Source organism: Pseudomonas sp. efr-133-TYG-5, from assembly GCF_030209175.1.
In the GTDB taxonomy this organism is placed as follows: domain Bacteria; phylum Pseudomonadota; class Gammaproteobacteria; order Pseudomonadales; family Pseudomonadaceae; genus Aquipseudomonas.
In genome coordinates this window covers 21,931-39,388 of the sequence record NZ_JARVSM010000006.1, presented here as the reverse complement: position 1 = coordinate 39,388, position 17,458 = coordinate 21,931, and the positions used below count along the sequence as shown (strand labels likewise).

General features: G+C 64.9%; 14 protein-coding genes. 4 read left to right on the top strand and 10 right to left on the bottom strand.

The window, feature by feature from the left end; all coding sequences use genetic code 11:
- Positions 1 to 71: 71 nt before the first annotated feature.
- From QRN70_RS19210 to QRN70_RS19200, 3 genes are all read right to left on the bottom strand, one after another.
- On the bottom strand, positions 72 to 353 hold the full coding sequence (locus QRN70_RS19210) for a type II toxin-antitoxin system RelE family toxin (protein WP_285419503.1): 282 nt from the start codon (positions 351 to 353) through the stop codon (positions 72 to 74).
- The gene (locus QRN70_RS19205; RefSeq protein ID WP_285419502.1) at positions 343 to 588 is read right to left on the bottom strand and encodes a type II toxin-antitoxin system Phd/YefM family antitoxin; all 246 of its coding nucleotides are present in this window, start codon (positions 586 to 588) and stop codon (positions 343 to 345) included. The genes QRN70_RS19210 and QRN70_RS19205 overlap by 11 nt, the downstream gene beginning before the upstream one ends.
- Positions 589 to 681: 93 nt before the next feature.
- Positions 682 to 927 (bottom strand): DUF2789 domain-containing protein, encoded by a 246-nt coding sequence (locus QRN70_RS19200; RefSeq protein WP_285419501.1) that lies wholly within the window; start codon positions 925 to 927, stop codon positions 682 to 684.
- Between the two features lie 251 nt (positions 928 to 1,178).
- On the opposite strand from QRN70_RS19200, the gene QRN70_RS19195 reads away from it, so the two are divergent.
- Together QRN70_RS19195 and QRN70_RS19190 are read left to right on the top strand one after the other, a co-directional pair.
- Positions 1,179 to 1,709 carry an NfeD family protein gene (locus QRN70_RS19195; protein WP_285419500.1) on the top strand — a complete coding sequence of 177 codons (531 nt, stop codon included), beginning with the start codon at positions 1,179 to 1,181 and terminating at the stop codon, positions 1,707 to 1,709.
- Between the two features lie 2 nt (positions 1,710 to 1,711).
- A complete protein-coding gene (locus QRN70_RS19190; RefSeq protein ID WP_285419499.1) occupies positions 1,712 to 2,470 on the top strand; it encodes a slipin family protein in 759 nt (252 codons plus the stop codon).
- On the opposite strand, the gene QRN70_RS19185 is transcribed toward QRN70_RS19190, so the two are convergent.
- The 7 genes from QRN70_RS19185 to QRN70_RS19155 form a co-directional block, all read right to left on the bottom strand.
- The gene (locus QRN70_RS19185; protein ID WP_285419498.1) at positions 2,436 to 3,413 is read right to left on the bottom strand and encodes a sulfotransferase family protein; all 978 of its coding nucleotides are present in this window, start codon (positions 3,411 to 3,413) and stop codon (positions 2,436 to 2,438) included. The genes QRN70_RS19190 and QRN70_RS19185 overlap by 35 nt on opposite strands.
- Positions 3,401 to 4,186, bottom strand: coding sequence for an aspartyl/asparaginyl beta-hydroxylase domain-containing protein (locus tag QRN70_RS19180; RefSeq protein WP_285419497.1), 786 nt, complete (start codon positions 4,184 to 4,186; stop codon positions 3,401 to 3,403). The genes QRN70_RS19185 and QRN70_RS19180 overlap by 13 nt, the downstream gene beginning before the upstream one ends.
- Positions 4,183 to 4,788, bottom strand: a complete 606-nt coding sequence (gene cysC / locus QRN70_RS19175) for an adenylyl-sulfate kinase (protein WP_285419496.1) — start codon at positions 4,786 to 4,788, stop codon at positions 4,183 to 4,185. Before cysC ends, QRN70_RS19180 begins: the two co-directional genes overlap by 4 nt.
- Positions 4,772 to 6,289, bottom strand: coding sequence for a TolC family protein (locus QRN70_RS19170; RefSeq protein WP_285419495.1), 1,518 nt, complete (start codon positions 6,287 to 6,289; stop codon positions 4,772 to 4,774). The genes cysC and QRN70_RS19170 overlap by 17 nt, the downstream gene beginning before the upstream one ends.
- A 48-nt stretch (positions 6,290 to 6,337) precedes the next feature.
- Positions 6,338 to 13,549 (bottom strand): Ig-like domain-containing protein, encoded by a 7,212-nt coding sequence (locus QRN70_RS19165; protein WP_502941648.1) that lies wholly within the window; start codon positions 13,547 to 13,549, stop codon positions 6,338 to 6,340.
- A gap of 139 nt (positions 13,550 to 13,688) precedes the next feature.
- Entirely contained in the window at positions 13,689 to 14,534 is an 846-nt protein-coding gene (locus QRN70_RS19160; protein ID WP_285419494.1) for a sulfotransferase family protein, read from the bottom strand.
- A 141-nt stretch (positions 14,535 to 14,675) separates the two neighbouring features.
- Positions 14,676 to 16,262 carry a glycosyltransferase family 39 protein gene (locus QRN70_RS19155; RefSeq protein WP_285419493.1) on the bottom strand — a complete coding sequence of 529 codons (1,587 nt, stop codon included), beginning with the start codon at positions 16,260 to 16,262 and terminating at the stop codon, positions 14,676 to 14,678.
- 238 nt (positions 16,263 to 16,500) lie between these two features.
- On the opposite strand from QRN70_RS19155, the gene QRN70_RS19150 reads away from it, so the two are divergent.
- Together QRN70_RS19150 and QRN70_RS19145 are read left to right on the top strand one after the other, a co-directional pair.
- A complete protein-coding gene (locus QRN70_RS19150; protein ID WP_285419492.1) occupies positions 16,501 to 17,088 on the top strand; it encodes a phage tail protein in 588 nt (195 codons plus the stop codon).
- 55 nt (positions 17,089 to 17,143) lie between these two features.
- A complete protein-coding gene (locus tag QRN70_RS19145) occupies positions 17,144 to 17,455 on the top strand; it encodes a DUF6916 family protein (RefSeq protein WP_285419491.1) in 312 nt (103 codons plus the stop codon).
- Positions 17,456 to 17,458: the final 3 nt, after the last annotated feature.

The following is a 17,458-nucleotide window of genomic DNA, read 5'->3' as shown; positions in this document are numbered from 1 at the left end:
TGCCGGGGAAAATCAGTCAAGTTTTGAAACAAATTGCCAGAGTGAGTCGTTGGGGTGACCACTCATCCAGCTCAACGCTTTTTGGCTGTGGCGTACACGCTACTGCGCTCGCGCTTGCCCACCGCCACGACCGATACGACAACTCGCTCATCAATGACCTGATAGACCAGGCGATAACCGGATGCCTTGAGCTTGATCTTGTAGCAGTCGGGCAGGCCATGCAGCGCGTCAGCTGGAATACGCGGCAGTTCCAGACGCTCCGCCAGCTTCTTCTTGAATTGCTCGCGCAGCGTGTGCCCGAGCTTATTCCACTCCTTGTAAGCGGAAGGCAGGAATTCGAGCTTATAGGTCATCCAGAGTGACCGGTATGGGCGTTTCCTGGCTACGCGAGCGAATGATTTCGGCCAACTCGAGATCATCGAGTCGGTCCATCAACGCTTCATAGACATCCGCGGGAACCATGTAACCCATGACCCGATTGTGGTTCAGGACGGCCACCGCCCCTCCCTGCGCGCCATTCAGCACCGCCGAAGGATTTTTCTTCAGTTCCGAAACGCTGACAGCCATATCGGCAAGAACGCTTTGCATAATAAAGACCTCAATTGAGGTCGTGATTCTGGTCTAAATAAACCTCGCAGACAACCTGTAGTCTCGCCTGGCCTTACGGACGGCATACACCGTTCAAGGTGTCCGCCCCTTACGCAACATCACATCCAACTGATCGACCACCTCCGCCCAATCCGCATCGTCGAGAATCTCGTCGCGCAGGAATTCTGCCTGGCTGGGACTCCAGAAAAACGCGTCGGCCAGGTGCAGTTCGGGTTTGAGCGGCGAGTGACTGGCGATGAACTGGTCGATGCTGACCGGGTCGCTGGCCAGGCCAAGTTGCTTGAACAGGGCGGGCAGGCTGTGCGTGGGCTGTTCCATGGCGGCTCCTGGGGAAAAACGTTGGCGGGCAGCGCAGACCTGACGATTGAAATCCGTGCCCGTGCATGCGCCACTCTCGGCAGACATTCCGGCACGCGCTTCAGCGCTGGACGGTGCTGGAAAGTCTAGCCCGCCAGGCTGGCGGCAGCGCGAAATCCGCCCACTGGCGGGCTGACCACCGGGCAGAATTCAAGCAGACGCAGCCTGAACTAGACTGTAGAGAGAACCCCACGACTCTCGCGGAGGGTCACGTGAACAGCCGATGTTGCGCGTGCGTGCTGTTATTGCTGCTGAGCGGCTCGGCCTGCGCCGCCGACGGCACGCTGACGGCAGTCAATCCCCTCGGCCTGTGGCTGGTCACCTTCGGCATTGCGTTTCTGATCGCGGAAGCGCTGCTGCCCAATTACGGCGTGATCGGGCTGGGCGGAATCATCCTGTTCGTCATCGGCGCGTTGATACTGAGCAATGCCGACTTGCCGGTGCCGCTGATGATCGGCCTCGGCCTGCTCAGCGCGCTGTTGTTGCTGGCACTGATCGTCCGCGCCCTGCGAACCCGGCCGCGGCACGCGGTCAGTGGCGACGCCGGCCTGGTCGGCAGCGTGACCCCCGTCACCAGCGTGCAGGCAGACGACGCGCACAACGGCTGGGTGCAGCTGCAAGGCGAGCATTGGCAGGTGCTCAGCACCACACCGCTGCACACCGGGCAACGGGTGCGCGTGGTCGGGCGCCAAGGCTTATTGCTGGAAGTCACCGCGACGGACGCGGCACTGCACGGAGAGTGATCATGGGTCTTCAAATCGGGTTTGTCGCGCTGTTGCTGTTGCTGATCGCCCTGGCCGGCTCGACGTTTCGCATCCTGCGTGAATACGAACGCGGCGTGGTGTTTCAGCTCGGGCGCTTCTGGCAGGTCAAGGGGCCGGGGCTGATCCTGTTGATCCCGGTGGTGCAGCAAATGGTCCGGGTCGACTTGCGCACCATCGTCCTCGACGTGCCGCCGCAGGATGTGATCACCCGCGACAACGTCTCGGTGAAGGTCAACGCGGTGCTGTATTTCCGCGTGCTCGATCCGCAGAAGGCGATCATCCAGGTCGAAGACTTCCTCAGCGCCACCAGCCAACTGGCGCAGACCACCCTGCGGGCGGTGCTCGGCAAACATGAGCTCGACGAGTTGCTGGCCGAACGCGAGCAATTGAACATCGACATCCAGCAAGTGCTCGACGCGCAGACCGACGCCTGGGGCATCAAGGTGGCCAACGTCGAGATCAAGCATGTCGATCTCAACGAATCGATGGTTCGCGCCATCGCCCGCCAGGCCGAAGCCGAACGGGAGCGACGGGCCAAGGTGATCCACGCCGAAGGCGAATTGCAGGCTTCGGAAAAACTCATGCAGGCCGCCGAAATGCTCGGCCGCCAGCCCGGCGCCATGCAGTTGCGCTACATGCAGACCCTGAGTTCGATTGCCGGCGACAAGAGCTCGACAATTGTCTTTCCGCTGCCGATCGAATTGCTCAAGGGCATGGCTGATCTGTCGGCGAAGTCCTGAGCCCGTCGCGCAATCGCTCCAGCGCCTCGTAAGGCGCACGCGCGAAGTGTTCCACCCGCTCCTGCAACAGGGTCGACGCTTCGCGGCGCTTGGCCTCGGCATCGGGCACGAAGACCTGGGTGGGTTGCTTGGCATGGTGTGGCGCGGCCGCCGATGCCCGCTGCCGCTGCGCCTCGCTCAGGTCGAAGAACGGCGCCAGGCGTCCTGCCATGGCCGTGGGCAACTCGCTGTAGTTCACCGCCACCCCCTGCCAGTCACGGCACTGACGCCAGCCGATATCGAGCAGACGGCCCAGCCGCCGGGCGATGAAATCCTCACGGCCGGCGAACGGCAGACCATCGTCCAGGGCACATGCGCCGAGCATTCCCGGCACCATGTGCATGCCCGGCCGGCGCAGGTGGGAAACGGCGATTTCCAGCGGATCACGGTAGACGAACAGCCAGGGCGTAGCCGGGAAGCACTCGCGCAACAGCGGCCACTCGCCGACGTTCCAGGCGTCGAGCTTGATCACCAGGCGCTGCTCGTGGCCGCAGCGGCGCTGTCCGTAAGCCGAAAGCAATCCGCCAATTGCCGCGCGGCGCTCGCTCGGCGCCAGGTCGCTGCGCAGCAGGGTATCCAGCGGCGGTGGTTCCGACACCACGATGTGGTCGTCGAGCCGCGCCAGCATCTGGCTGATCAGCGTCGAGCCACAGCGCGACGCGTGCAGGATAAACGCGCTCGGCGCCAGGCCAGGGCGTTGCGCCTGCCACTCGGCCAGCGTCGCCAGCGGTGTCTGCCGGCCAAAAGCCTGATTGAACGGCAGGCGCAGCGCGGCGTCGACAGCATCGCGAAAAAACGGTTGCCGCAGCGGCGTGGCACCGAACCAGCACCAATCGACCCGCCACTGTCCGGCGACCTTGCCAATGCGGATCGGCAGCCAGCCGTCGAGATTCAGGCGCTCCATTGCGCATTCCATTGTCGGCGTCCGGCACGCATTGCCGCGCGCAGTTCGGCGCTGGAGAGCAGCAGGCCATGCTCGGCGGCCAGCGCCACGGTACGTTCGATAAACGTCTGCGGATCGTGCAGCGCCTGCAGGCTCGCCGCCAGCGCCGGATCGCCCTCCAGCAGACGCCGAAAACGTTGCAGCGGCGTGTCTGTCACCTCGGGTTCAGGGGTGGTCGGCAGCCCGTCGGCAATCAGCTGTTGCAAGGCGCGGCCGGGGCGGCAGTCGAGCACCAGATGAATGCGCGCCGACGTGTCGCGATTATCGACCCGATGCGGTCGCGCCAGATCGAGAAACCAGCACTCCCCGGCGCTCATCGGCACGCGCTGGCCGTCGAGCCAGAAATCCACGGCGGGCGGACTGAGCAACGGAATGTGCAGGCGCAGGTCGGCGTCCGGGCCGTCCAGATCGTAGTCGCGGTGCTCGTGGATCTGCGCGCCCGGCCCCAGGCGCAGCAAGCGCGCGCTGACAATCGTCAGCGGCAGACCGGCCAGCGCCTGTTGCCAGCGAGGGTCATTCGACCAGGGTCGGCGCGGGAGCGGCGCGCCGCGCCCCGGTGCCAGTTCACTCAGCGCATCGGCCGCTGCGATCAGCGCCACGCCGCTCCAGTCGCCATGAAAGTACGCGCTGTTGAAGTGACTGCGCCACGCTGCGTCGTCAATCGCCGCCAGCGCCTGCAGCAACAACGGCAGATCCAGCGTCACCGGCAGGCGTGAACACGCAGGGCGGCTCATGCCTGGGGCAACACCGCGGATTCGCCCAGCCAGGTCAACAAGCGGTCCAGGCAGGCCTCGACCGACAGCGCTCCGCTTTCGACGATCAGCGCCGCCTGCGCCGGTGGCTCGTAAGGTGCCGAGACACCGGTGAAGCCCGGCAGGTCGCCCCGTCGCGCGCGGGCGTAGTGCCCCTTCGGATCGCGCTGTTCGCACACCGCCAGTGAGGCGTTGCACCAGACTTCGTGATAGTCAGCGCCCAGGCGACGGGCGAAAACGTCACGCAGTTCGCTCAGCGGCGCAATCATGGCCAGAATCACGATCTGCCCGTTTTCCACCAGCAGCGCGGCCAGTTCGCTGGCGCGTCGGATGTTTTCCAGGCGATCGCTGTCGGCGAAGCCGAGGTCGCGGTTGAGCCCGACCCGCAGCCCGTCACCGTCGAGCACCAGGCTTTGCACCCCGCGGCGAAACAGCTCGGCATGCAGCGCCTGGGCGAGGGTCGACTTGCCCGCCGCCGGCAGACCGGTCAGCAGGATCGCCGCCCCCCGATGGCCGTTGCGTGCCTCGCGTTGCGCGCGACTGACGCTGGTGCTCGGCGCCAGGACATTATTTGCCGGCGGCATTGGCCACCACGGGCACCGAGATATCCCCGGCCGCCCACGCCGACTCACGGTTGGCCAGCGCCGTGGCGATCGACTGCACCTGGGTCGACTGCACCTGGTCCGGCAGCGGGTCGAGGCCGGCACTGGCGAAGATCTGCCCGTAGGCGTTACGCAGGTCGGCGTAGGACAGATCACGGCGCAGGTCGGCTTGCAGCGTGTTCAGTTCGCCCTGGATCAGCTCCAGCTCGCCGATCCCGGCCGCCTGATGCCGATTGCGCAGCTGGCCGACGATCTGCCCGTCGATGTCCGACAGCTGCTGGTTGGTCTTGAACTGGCGCAGCGCCTCCTGATAGTTGGCGTTGGCCACATACAACTGGGCCAGCACGGCAATCGACATGGCCTGACGCCGCGCGGTGGCAACCTCTTCGCCAGCCTTGGCAACGTCGATGGCCGCCGGGGCCGAGATCACGTTGAACAGGTTCCAGGTGACTTTGACGCCGTAGTCGGCCCAGCCCTGTTCGACCAGGAACGAGTTGCTGTCGTAGTGCCCGCCGGCGGAGAACTCCAGGCCCGGCAGCAACCGCAGCATGGCCTTGCGGGTCTCGGCGGCCGTGATGCGCGTCTGGTAGTCCTGCTCGCGCAGTTCCGGACGGCTGGTCAGGGCTTCCTGCTCGAGGCGGCTGAGGTCGACCTTGAGTTCCGGAATCTGGTAGCCGTCATCGGTGGCCAGGGTCAGATTGGTGCCCAGCGGCAGGTTGATCAGGGTGGCCAGTTCGGTTTTCGCCAGGGACAAGGCGCGGCGCTGTTCTTCCAGTTGCCGGGTGGCCTCGATCAGCGAACGCTGGTAGCCGAGTGACTGCACCGGGTCGCCGATACGCTGATCGCTCAGGCTCTGGCTGTTGCGCCGGGCGGTATCGACCCGCGCCATCAGACTGTCGATCTGCTTGAGCAGGCGTTCGGCAGCCATTGCCCGCCAGTAGGCCGAGCGCACGTCCTGGACGATGGTGTTGATCACCTTGCGCCGGCGTTCCTGCACGATCAGGCGCTGGTCGCCCTGCTGCTTGGCGCTGATGTAGCTGACGCCGAAGTCGAGGACGTTCCACACCATGGTCAGGTCGGCGACGTCGCGGTCGCGATCCTGCGAGGTCGACGGTTCCAGGGACTGGGTGCCGGTACGCACGCTCTGGCTGCTGGAGGCGTTGACGTTGTTGCGCCCGACGTAACCGGCGTCCAGCGCCATGCGCGGCAGCATGTCGAAACTGGCGAGGTCGAGCTGCCGCTTGGCCAGCGCTTCCTCCATGATTTTCAAGCGGCCTTCGAGGTTGTATTTCACCGCGCGGGCCATCGCCTGGTGCAGGGTCAGCGGGCCGCGCAGCGGCTCCTGATCCTTGTACATGCTCTGCAGATCGCTTTTCGCCCGCTGCTCGCTGACGCTGCGCTCAATCGGCTCACTGGTCACCGCACACCCGCTGATCGCCAGCGCCAGCAGGCTGGCGCCGAACAACTTCTGACTTTTCTTCATCCCTGGATCGCCCCTAGGTCCCGCACAGTGTTGGAGTAGTTATGTGTTTCAGGCCGGTATTTCGCTGATACCGATCTGTTGCAGAGCCGCAGCCAGGTTGTCGACCCGCTGCTGCTCGGTGTCCTTGAGTTGTTGCAACTGCTGCCCCAGGGTCGGCGCGCCGAATACCCCGCGCAGCCCCTGGGTAATGTCAGCGCCCTTGAGCGACTGACTGCCGAAGGCGTTCAACGAATCGCGCTCGGCGCCGCTGTCCTGGTGGAACAGGCTGGACAGCGTGCTGCTGCCGAACACCCCGCCATCGCCGCCGCCGAAGCCGAGGAAGCCATGGCCCGAGCCATCACCGCCGCTGTCGCTGCTGCTGAATACCTGAGCGATGAAGCTCGGGCTCAGCGCCCCGTGATTGATGAAAATGTCGCCCAGCGGCCGGATGCCGTTGCCGAGCACCCGTTGCTCGAACAGCGGCGCGAAGGTCAGTGGTGAACCGAGATCACCGGTCGGCGGCGTGAATACGATCGGTTGCAACGGCACGTACGGTGCCGGTGGCGCAACGACCGGATCGCTGCTGAGGAACAGCGGATCCGGGGTCACCACGATGCTCGGAGTCGTCGGCACCACGGCCGGCACGGTGTTGATCGCGTAGTTGCTGGAGCTGCTGACCCCGCTGCCGGCGTTGCCGGACGCATCGCTGACGCCCGCGGCGTTGACGCTGATGGCGTTGCTGGCACTGCTGACATTGGCGTTCGGCGTCAGGGTCGCGGTCCAGGTCTTGCCGCCGTCGCTGCTGCTCAGGTTGCTCAACGTGCCATTGGCGACGCTGAGGTCGGCCAGGTCGAAGCCGCTGACCGCCTCGTTGAAGGTGATGGTCACCAGGGAGGTCTGGCCGATGCCGAGTTGCGGATTGGCGATCTCTACCGTGGCGCTCGGCCGTTCGCTGTCGAGGGCGTAGTTGTTGGACACCGCCACCGTGCTGCCGGCATTGCCGGCCAGATCGCTGACATTGCTGGTATCGAGCGCGATGAAGTTGCTCGGGTCGGTCACGTTCGCGGTTGGGGTGAACGTCGCCGTCCAGGTCTTGCCGCCATCGCCGCTGGCGAGGTTGCTCAGCTCACCGTTGGTCACGCTCAGGTCGGACAGGTCGAAATCGCTGACTGCCTCGCTGAAGGTGAACGTCACCTGAGTGGTCTGGCCAATGCCCAGGTGCGGGTTGGCAACCAGGATGCTCACGGTCGGCCGGGTGGCATCCAGCGCGTAGTTGTTGGAAATGGCAATGCTCGCCCCGAGGTTGCCGGCCAGGTCCTGTACTCCGGCGGTGTCGAGCACGATCAGGTTGGTCGCATCGTTGATGCCGGCGGTCGGTGTCAGGGTGGCGGTCCAGGTCTGGCCGCCGTCGGCGCTGAGCAGATTCGACAGCACACCGTTGGCCACGCTGATGTCCGCCAGGTCGAAGCCACTGACCGCTTCGCTGAAGGTGATGGTCACCGTGGTGGTTTCGCCGATGCCCAGGCGATTGTCGGCGACCACGATGGTCGCGGTCGGCAGGGCGGTGTCGATGGCGAAGTTGTTCGATACGGTGATGCCGACCCCGGTATTGCCCGAGGCATTGCTCACGCCACTGTTGTCGAGGACGATCAGGTTGCTGGTGTCGGTAATGTTCGCCGTCGGAGTGAAGGTCGCGGTCCAGGTAACGCCGCCGTCGCTGGAGCTGACGTTGCTCAGCGTGCCGTTGGCGATGGTCAGGTCGGCGTTGCTGAAACCGCTGACTGCTTCGCTGAAAGTGATGGTCACGCTGCTGGTTTCACCGGCCTTGAGCGCCGTGTCGGCGATGACGATGGTCGCCGTCGGCACCTCGGTCTGCACCGCGTAGTTGGCCGAGCTGGTGGTGCCCGTGCCGGCGTTGCCGGCCAGATCGCTGATGCCGGTGTTGTTCAGAACGATCAGGTTGCTTGCGTCACTGACGCCGGCGGTCGGGGTAAAGGTTGCCGTCCAGGTAATCCCGCCATCGCTCGAGGCAACATTGCTCAGCGTGCCATTGGCCACGCTCAGGTCGCTATTGTCGAATCCGCTGACCGCCTCGCTGAAGGTGATGGTCACCAGCGAGGTTTCGCCCGGCCGCAGGTCGGTGTCGGCCAGGACAATCGTCGCGGTCGGACGCTGGCTGTCGATCGCGTAGTTGTTCGAATCGGTGGTGCCGCCGCCGGTGTTGCCTGCCGCGTCGGACACGCCGGTGTTATCCAGCGTGATGAGGTTGCTGGTGTCAGTGACGCCCGCCGTCGGGGTGAGGGTCGCCGTCCAGGTGATGTTGTCCGCGGTGCTCAGCCCGGACAGCGTACCGTTGGCCACCGTCAGGTCGGCCAGGCTGAAACCGCTGACGGCCTCGCTGAACGTGATGGTCACTGTGGTGGTCTGGCCCACGCCCAGGGCCGGGTCGGCGACCACGATGGTGGCGCTCGGGCGCTGGGTGTCGATGGCGTAGTTGTTGGAAACGGTGGTGCCGCTGCCGGCGTTGCCGGAAGCGTTCTGCACGCCGCTGTTGTCGAGGGTGATCAGGTTGCTCGCGTCGGTGACGTTGCTGGTCGGGTTGAAGGTGGCCGTCCAGGTGATGCCGCCATCGCTGCTGCTGACCGCACTCAAGGTGCCGTTGGCAATGCTCAGGTCGGCGTTGCTGAAACCGCTCACGGCTTCGGAGAAGGTGATGGTCACCAGCGACGTTTCACCGATGTTCAACGCATTGTCCGCGACCACAATGGTGGCGGTCGGCAACACGGTGTCGATCGTGTAGTTGGTAGAACTGGTCGTCCCGGTGCCCGCGTTGCCCGCCAGGTCAGCGATGGCGCTGTTATTGAGGATGATCAGGTTGGTCGCGTCGCGCACGCCGACGTTCGGGGTGAAGGTCGCTGTCCAGGTGATGCCGCCGTCGCTGCTGCTGACCGCGCTCAAGGTGCCGTTGGCCACCGACAGGTCGCTGTTGTCGAAGCCACTGACCGCCTCGCTGAAGGTGATGGTCACCAGGGAGGTTTCGCCGGCGCTGAGGCTGGTGTCGGCCACGACAATGGTCGCGGTCGGACGCTGGCTGTCGATGACGTAGTTGTTCGAATCGCTGGTACCGCTGCCGGCGTTGCCCGCCAGGTCGGCGATACCGGTGTTGTCCAGGGTGATGACATTGCTGGTGTCGGTGATACCGGCTGCCGGAGTGAAAGTGGCCGTCCAGGTGGTGCCGCCGTCGCTGGAGCTGACGTTGCTCAACGTGCCGTTGGCGACGGTCAGGTCGGCGTTGGTGAAACCGCTCACCGCTTCGCTGAAGGTGATGGTGACCAGCGACGTCTGGCCGATGCCCAGTGCCGTATCGGCGATCACCACGGTGGCCGTCGGGCGCTGGGTGTCGACCGCGTAGTTGTTGGAAACGGTGGTGCCTGTGCCGGCGTTGCCGGAAGCGTTCTGCACGCCGCTGTTGTCGAGGGTGATCAGGTTCGTCGCGTCGGTGACGTTGCTGGTCGGGGTGAAGGTCGCCGTCCAGGTGATGCCGCCGTCGCTGCTGCTGACGGCGCTCAGCGTGCCGTTGGCGATGCTCAGGTCGGCGTTGCTGAAACCGCTCACCGCCTCGCTGAAGGTAATGGTCACCAACGAGGTTTCGCCAATTTTCAGCGCGTTATCGGCGACGATGATCGTCGCGGTCGGCCGCACGGTGTCGACCGTGTAGTTGGCGGAGTTGGTCGTCCCGCTACCCGCGTTGCCGGCCAGGTCGACGATCCCGGTATTACTCAGGATGATCAGGTTGGTGGCGTCGTTGATACCGACCGTCGGCGTGAAGGTTGCCGTCCAGGTGACGCCGCCGTCGCTGCTGCTGACGGTGCTCAGCGTGCCGTTGGCAGCACTCAGGTCGGCGTTGGTGAAACCGGTGACGGCTTCGCTGAACGTGATGGTCACCAGCGAGGTCTCGCCGGCGCTGAGGCTGGTGTCAGCCATGACGATTATCGCGGTCGGGCGCTGGGTATCGATCGCGTAATTGTTCGAATCGGTGGTACCGCTGCCGGCGTTGCCCGCCAGGTCGGCAATGCCGGTGTTGTCCAGGGTCAGCAGATTGCTGGTGTCACTGATGTTGGCGCTCGGGGTGAAGGTCGCCGTCCAGGTAACGCCGCCGTCGCTGCTGCTCACGGCGCTCAGCGTGCCGTTGGCGATGCTCAGGTCAGCGTTGGTGAACCCGGTGACGGCTTCGCTGAACGTGATGGTCACCAGCGAGGTGTCACCGATTTTCAGTGCCGTGTCGGCGAGCACGATGGTGGCGTTCGGGCGCTGGGTGTCGATGGCGTAATTGTTGGAGCTGGTGCTGCCAACGCCAGGGGTGCCGTTGACATCGCTGACGCCGGTATTGTCCAGCACGATCAGGTTGCTGGTGTCGGTGACAGCACTCGTCGGGGTCAGCGTCGCCGTCCAGGTGATGCCGCCGTCGCTGCTGCTCAGGCCACTGAGCACACCGTTGGCCACCGTCAGGTCGGCCAGGGTGAAACCGCTCACGGCCTTGTTGAAGGTGATCGTCACCAGCGACGTTTCACCGATGCGCAGCGCCGAGTCGGCGACCACGATGGTCGCGGTCGGACGCGTGGTGTCGATCGCATAATTATTCGAATCGGTGGTGCCGCTGCCGGCGTTGCCGGCCAGGTCGCTGACCCCGGTATTGTTCAGGGTAATCAGGTTGGTTGCGTCGGTAATATTCGAGGTGGGCGTGAACGTCGCCGTCCAGGTAACGCCGCCATCGCTGCTGCTCACGGCGCTCAGCGTGCCGTTGGCGATGCTCAGGTCGGCATTGGTGAAACCGCTCACGGCTTCGGAGAAGGTGATGGTCACCAATGAGGTTTCGCCGACCACCAGGTTGTTGTCAGCCACGACAATGGCGGCCGTCGGGCGCTGGGTGTCGACGACATAGTTGGGCGAATCGGTGGTGCCGCTGCCGGCGTTGCCGGCCAGATCGGCTACCCCGGTATTGTCCAGGGTAATCAGGTTGGTTGCGTCGGTGATATTCGACGTGGGCGTGAACGTCGCTGTCCAGGTGATGCCGCCGTCGCTGCTGCTCACGGCGCTCAGCGTGCCGTTGGCGATGCTCAGGTCGGCGTTGGTGAAACCGGTGACGGCTTCGCTGAAGGTGATGGTCACCAGCGACGTATCGCCGACCTTCAGCGCCGAGTCGGCCATGACGATGGTGGCGGTCGGCCGCTGGGTGTCGATCGCATAATTGTTCGAACTGGTGGTGCCGACGCCCGCCACACCGTCGGAAATCGCCGCCACGCCGGTGTTGTCCAGGGTGATCAGGTTGGTGGTGTCGGTGATGTTGCTGCTCGGCGTCAACGTCGCCGTCCAGGTCAGACCGCCATCGGCGCTGGAAACCGCGCTCAGTGTACCGTTGGCGATGGTCAGGTCGGCGTTGGTGAAACCGCTGACCGCACGGCTGAAGGTGATCGTCACCAGCGAGGTCTCGCCGATTCTCAATGCGTTGTCGCTGACCACGATGGTCGCGGTCGGCGGTTCCACGTACGCCGTATTGAGCGTGCCGCCGTTGTTGAAGATGGCCGCGAAGGCTGTCGGCACGCTGCCCGTACTGCCCCCGCCCAATGCCGCGCCGCCAGCACCGCTGCCGGCGGCATTGCCACTGATGGCGGCGAAGTTGGCGGCCGTGATCAACACCGTGCCGCCCTGGTTCCAGATGGCGCCGACACCGCGCCCGGCGATGCCGCCGTTGGAGGCGTTGCTGGTAATGCCGCCGCCACCGCCGCCGCCGCCACCCGCACCGAGGTTGTTGCTGATGACCGAGGTGCCGACGATTTTCAGGGTGCCGCTCGAGGCGTTGTAGATACCGCCGGCCGCATTGCCGCCGGCTCCGCCGACTTTGTCCCAGCCGGCGCCGCCACCGCCGCCGCCAATGGACAGGGTGCCGTTGCTCGCCGTGCCGCCATTGCCACCGTTGCTGTAATAGGACACACCCAAACCACCGGCTCCGCCGGTGTTGCTGCCACCGCGACCGCCCATGTGAACCGCATCGTAGCCGCCGCCGTAACCGCCGATGCCTCCGGTGCCAGCCTGCCCGGCCAACGTCCCGATGCCGGGGCCGGCCGTGCCGCCATGGCCGCCGCCCTGACCGCCCAGGCCACCGCCGCCTCCGCCGCCGCCGCCATAAAAGGCACCCGTGACCCCACCGCCGCCGCCACCGCCGGCCGCCGCATTCCCGGTCACCGACACGTTGGTCAGCGTCAGGTTGCCGGCGTTGAAGATCCCGCCACCCATGGCGCCGGCCGCCCCGTACCCGCCATTGCCGCCGTTGCCCGACACCAGGCCACGGGTGATCACCAGACCATCGAGGGTCACGGTGCTGCCGGAGGTGATTTCCACCACGCGGGTCTTGTACTGACCATCGAGGGTGACGTCAGCCACACCGTCGTTGTTCAGGTCACCGTCGACGGTGACGCTCTTGTTGATCAGCAGTTCAGAGGTCAGTTGCACGGTCATGCCGCTGCTGAACGTGACGATGTCGCCGTTCTGCGCCGAGGCCAGCGCTGCACGCAGCGAGCCAACTCCGGTGTTGAGGTTGTTGGTCGCAGTCCACGTGGCCAGGCCCCACTCGTACTCGCTCATGGCCTTGGTCGACAGCACACTGGCGCTCTCAATGTTGCCGGTGGCGATCTCCAGGTCCCAGTCGCCGCCGACGCCGGTGCGGTTGTTCGACGCTGCCACATCGCGCCCGGTGAGTTGCGCCAGCGAGTCGACGAAACTCAGGCCGCGCTCGCCTTCGGCGGTGTAGCAGCCATAGATCAGGATGTCGCCGCCGGCGTTCATGTCCTTGCCGATTTCCGCCAGCACCGCACTGCGCTGGGCGACGTTGTCCGCCGACAGATAACTGTTGCCCAGCCACAGGTCGCCGGCATTGCCGTGGGCAATGATCTGCACCGAGCTGACGCCCTGATGCTGGTCGAGGTAATCGGCGATCTGCTGCAGACCGTCCTTGCCCGCGTCGAGCTTGACCACCTGCGTGCCGGGCGCGACACCCTGCAGCAGACTGTCGGCATCCTTGACCCGCGAATCGACGAACACCACGCTCTGCCCCGGCACCGCGACCGGGCTGGCGGCCGGCGTGGCGTCAGCCTGACCGTGGGTGTCCTTGCTGGCCGTCGGGTGATCGGCGGTGGGCGTCTTCGCCGCATCGGCCGTGGCGTGGGTGTCGGCCTGGGCGGCGGTGTCGGCCACGGTGGCGGCGACGGCACCGTCGAACAACATGCGCGGCTCCAGCGGCATGATCATCGGCGCCGCCAGCGTGCGTTGGCCTGCAGTTCCCTGCGCTTGTTTCTTGCTCCACCACATGTTGCTCACCCGGACTCGAACACAGTTGTTGACGCATCAATGAAAAACGCCGCGATCAATTGATCGCGGCGTCGGACTTCATACGAATGACATTGGCGGCGCTGGCCGAGCCATCGAGCCAGAACGACAGATCGGCGTATTGCTTGAACAGATCCGGCGGCAGGATGGTGCGCCGCGACTGCAGGGCGACCTTCGGCTTGACCTTGTGCAGGCCGGCCACGCCGAGGGCTTGATCGAATTCCGGGGCGTCGTAGGCCAGATGCTCGAAATCGTGCTCGAACCATGGCTCGCCGATGAACTCGTAGACCAGCCGCAACACGCGCTCCGGGGCCTGGGTCAACAGGTCGTAATCGATGATGAGCAGCGATTCGGCGTGCTCGCCGTAATACGCTTCCTTGAGCGCCGCCCAGGCAAACCCGACCAGGCGATTGCGTTGGGCCAGGGTTTCGCAGCGGCTGTAGACGGTATTGCGCTCGACCGCATCGCCAAACAGCTTGGTGTTTTCGTAGGGATTGGCGCGGTACAGGCGCTCGAGGCTGTCCATCACCCAGGCGACGTTGCGCACGCAGGCGATGACCTTGGCCTTGGGAAACAAGTCATTGAGCGCCGGCAGCCGTGCACTCCACTGGCGGTTGGTGTCGAACACCACCGGTTTGTCGGCCTTGTCGGCGTAGTAGGAGGCGAACAGGCCACGCAACAGGCGGCGGCGCATGTCGGTGTCGATGACTGCGCCGAACTCGCTGCCGGCGCTGCACTGCTCGAGGATGCCGGAAAACAGCGCGCCCACCGGGCTGGTCATCCCGGCGTGAAAGCGCGGGTTCTGCAGCAGGATCGCAGACAGCAGGGTCGAACCCGAGCGCGGCAAGCCGGAGATAAAGTGGAACTGCTGCAATCCCTTCACCTTTCAGTTAATTCCTTTTGTGCGACGAAGCGTAGCTCAAGGATGCCCTTACGACTAGTGGTGTTTTGATATCAAATCGAAGCAAATCTGGTTCGAAAAGACAGTTCCGCGCATGAGCCGCCAGATGAACCGTTTAAGCGCTCAGCGCCCCGCTTCCTCGACTTGCGGGCGCAGATACAGGCGGGCATAGGCGCCACCGGCATGAACGTCGCTGGTGCGCTGCCAGCCGCCAGGCAGCGGGGCGAATTCATCGGGTTCGTCGAGCGTGCCGATCAGCCAGATGCGCTGGCTGTTGCCGGGCAGATCGGCGAGCCGGTCGAGGTACACGTCGGCGCTGACCAGAGTGCCAAAGCCATACTCGTTGGGGCGGGTCGAACGACCATCGGCGGTGGCTGGTGTGTACAGCCGCACAGGGGCATCGGTGCGGTTGTAGTAGACGTAACTGAGGTACCAGAGCATGTCGCTGGTGACAATCTGGTCACCGCTGACAAAGTGCTGGTTGACGTAATTGACCATGCGATTGAACTGGTCCTCTGGATCGACCGTGGCATTGGTGTTCACGCCGACCATTTCCACCGCGGCGACTGCCAGCAGCACCGCCACCGCAACCATCCGCGCGCGCCGGTACAAACGATCGATGGCCAACGCCACGAGCATCGGCAGGCCCAGCGCATAGGCCGTCAGGTAGCGCTCGATGAACACCGGGGTAATCAGTGAAACGGCGAACACCAGCAGCAACGGCACGCCGGTGTACAGCGCCAGCAGCACGCTGCCGCGATTGACGCTGCGATCGCGGGCCACGGCGATCCACGTCAGCCCCAGCATCGCCAGCGGCACGCTGGCAAAGACCAGCCACGGCAGGTGCTCGCCGTCATCCTGGATCAGCCAGGTCCAGATCATTCCGGGCAGTGACGCCAGGGTTACCGGGTCTTCCCAGCCGACATCGCCGCCGACCTTGAGCTGTTCGATGTGCTGCAGCAGATTGAGCAGGTTCGGCAGCCACGGCAGGTAAAGCACGACAATGCCCAGATTCGCCAGCCACCAGTCCGGGCGCTGGATATGCCGCAGGCGATAGCCCGGTTGCAGGCGCACCAGCCCCAGGTACAGCCAGTGACTGAGCGCCGCCAGCACCGCGAAGTAATGGGTGTAGAACGCCGCGCTCATCAGCAGTGCGTAGATCACCAGATAGCGGGTGCGCTGCGGTTTGCGCAGCCAGTAGACCAGCGCCAGCGTGCCTGCGAGCAGCAGCAGTCCGAGCAGCGAGTACATGCGCACTTCCTGGCTGTAGCGCACTGCCGTCGGCAACAGCGCCAGCAGTACCCCGGCGATCATCGCCGCCCGCCGCGTGGCCAGTCTGTCCACCAGCCAGACTCCGACACCCACTGCGCCAATGCCGGCCACGGCGCTCAGGCAGCGGATGGCAAAGATGCCGTCGCCGAACAGCCCGATCCAGGCGTGCAGCAGCATGAAGTACAGCGGCGGGTGCACGTCGAACGCGGCGTGGTTCCAGATACCACCCAGCGAATAATTCGCCAGCAGCAGGCTCGAGCCTTCATCGCCCCAGATGGCTGCGGCGGTGAGGTCATAAAAACGCACCAGCGTCGCCAGCAGCAGAATCGGAATCAGGCCATGCCGACGCGCCCAGCGCAGCAGTCGCCGCAGAGGCGCCCCCGGTGCGGCGAACGGATCCTGGGTATCGCCCAGCGGTGTTTCGCGACGCGCTTCCATCAACTCCCCTTGTTGTCAGCAATGAAAAAACCAGCCGCAGCCTAGCGCTCACTTTAGGCCAGCGACGAAGACGATGCGCTGTCGCGACGACATCCGGCAAGTCCGCTGATCCGGGTCTACGCTACGGCATGGCGTGACCTGCCCGCGCAAAAAGACGCGCCAACACGGCACTTTTTACCTGCCCGGCAACAGGGCCCCTGCGCGGCGCGCCAACCACATGACAGAAGGATGAGGAACCATGGAAGTCTTTATGGGTACGATTCAACCGTTCGCCTTTCAGTTCGCTCCCCGCGACTGGGCCTGGTGCAACGGCCAGATTCTTTCGATTGCACAGTACAACGCCCTGTTCGCCTTGCTCGGCACCACCTATGGGGGCAATGGCCAGAGCAACTTCGCCCTGCCCAACCTGCAGGGGCGCCTGCCGATGGCCCAGGGCAACGGCATCGGCCTGACACCGCGGACCATGGGCGAAATGTCCGGCACCGAAAGCGTCACCGCCACCATCGCCAACATGCCCAACCATACGCACGCCATGACCGGTCTCACGGCCAACACGGCGCTGTCACTGGCCGTCCCGGCGAGCAACCCGGCGACCGTACCGACCGCCACCAATGCCTACCTCGGCGCTTCCGGCGGCGGGCCCGGCTCGGCCAATATCTATTCCGATGCCCAGGGCGCCACGCCGGTACCACTCAAAGGCGTCACCACCACGGTCACCGGAGACATTTCCCCGGCCGGTGGCAGTACGCCGATGGGCGTCCTCAACCCCTACCTGGTACTCAACTTCAGCATCGCCCTGAACGGCATTTTCCCGTCGCGCAACTGAGTTGACGGCCGGGGGCCCGCGCCCCCGGCCGTTTTCACGTCACTGGAGCCCCACCATGTTGCAAGCGGTTCAAAGCCAGCATTTCCAGGCCCTGCCAGGGCAGGACGGCACGCTCTACCTGCCGGACGGGTCGGCCCTGTCGATTCATATCGAGCACTTCGAAGAAGTCCCGTCAGCCAAGATGCGCCACAGCGAGCGCATGCCTTTCAGCCTCGAATTCAGCAGCCGGGTGCCGACTGACTTCGTTGACGGTCTGTGCGCACTGCATCTGCCCGAACTGGGCCGCGTGGAGGATATTTTCGTTTCGCGCATGCCGGCGATGGGGCGCGACCCGCGCCTGGGCTATTTCTGCATTTCCTTCAACTGAACG